This is a genomic window from Saccharopolyspora sp. NPDC000995 (genome assembly GCF_053599315.1).
Genome location: NZ_JBSFLZ010000324.1, coordinates 1 through 1496, shown reverse-complemented (window position 1 = coordinate 1496; position 1496 = coordinate 1). Strand labels below are relative to the sequence as shown.

The 1496-nt window shown below is 64.8% G+C and carries 1 protein-coding gene; it reads left to right on the top strand.

Annotation, left to right across the window (positions count from 1 at the left end):
• Positions 1 to 162: 162 nt before the first annotated feature.
• Positions 163 to 1496: IS701 family transposase (locus ACWDKQ_RS36110; RefSeq protein WP_450143231.1), on the top strand; the 1334-nt coding region annotated here is incomplete at its 3' end.

The window sequence follows — 1496 nt, the reverse complement described above, 5'->3', positions numbered from 1 at the left end:
CTAGTACGGCAGCAGCCATTTGGTTTTTGACCTGCGGGAACGTGTGGTTGGGGGCTGCATTCGATGTAGGGCAGCCGCCTGTTAATCATGTGTTTTGTGAAGACAACAGGATCACAGGCGGCTGCGGCTGCCAGGATAGGTGCTCGGTTGGGTGGGCGGAAGTTGGGTGAGTTACTGGAGGAGCTGCGCTGGTGTTTCCGGCGGATCGAGCCGTTCGTGCAGGCCCGTAAGTACGTGCGGGCGGTGATGAGCGAGATACCGAAACGCAACGGATGGACCGTTGCCGAGCACGTCGGGGACCGAACGCCGGACAAGACGCAGCGGCTGCTGAACCGGGCGCGCTGGGATGAGGCCGCGGCGATGGCCAAGATCCGGCGGTTCGCGGTGTCCGGGCTGGAGGAAGCGGCCCGCAAGGCCGGACGCAGGCGCGGGAAGCTGGTGATCGGGGCGCTGGATGAGACCGGGCAGCAGAAGAAAGGCGAAGCCACCGCAGGCGTCAAACGCCAGCATATGGGCTGCGCGGGCCGGGTGGAGAACGGGATCAACACGGTGCACCTGTCGTATGTGCGCGAAGGCACCGGACACGCGTTGATCGGGTTCCGGCAGTGGATTCCCGAAGAACACCTCACCGACCCGGTGCGGGCGCTGCGCATGGGACTACCGGCAGACCTGACCTTCCGCACCAAAGGACAGCTCGCCATCGACATCTGCACCACAGCGACCACCGACGGGACCCGACCCGATTTCTACTGCGGGGACGAGGTTTACGGAAACTGCACCGAACTACGGGAGCACTTCGAGGCCGACGAGCAAGCCTATGTGCTGCGGGTCCAGAAGAACTTCCGGATCACCCTGCCCAGCGGCACGGTGCTGTCCTGCGAACAGGCCACCAAGACACTGCTCAAACACAAGCGACGGTGGGAAATCCGCTCGGCCGGCAAGGGCTCCAAAGGCGACCGGTGGTACGCATGGGCCTGGATCGCCACCGCCTCACCCCGGCGCTACCTCCTCATCCGCAAACACCTGCGCACCGGCGAACTGGCCTTCCACTACTGCTTCGTACCCGAAGGACAACTGCTCACCAAGACGAGGCTGATCCGCGCCGCCGGGCTCCGTTGGCCCGTCGAGGAAGGATTCGAGTTCGGCAAAGACAGCTTCGGCCTGGACCAGTCCCAAGCCAGGCTCTACACCGCGATCGCCCGGCACACCGTGCTCGTCTGCGCCGCCCTCGCTGTCTGCGCCGTCACCGCCGCGCTGCTACGCGACCGCACCAACAGCCAAGCCTCCGAACCAGCACACCCGGACCAGCCCCCACCCGCCGATCCCGGCATGATCCCGCTCACCATCCCCGAAATCAAACACCTGACCGCCGACACCACACCCCGACCGTCCGAACACACAACCCACTGGGTGAACTGGCGCCGCAAGCACCAAGCACGATCACGATGGCACCACAAACGCACCAGACTCGCCCGCGACACCAAGATCACCCAGGT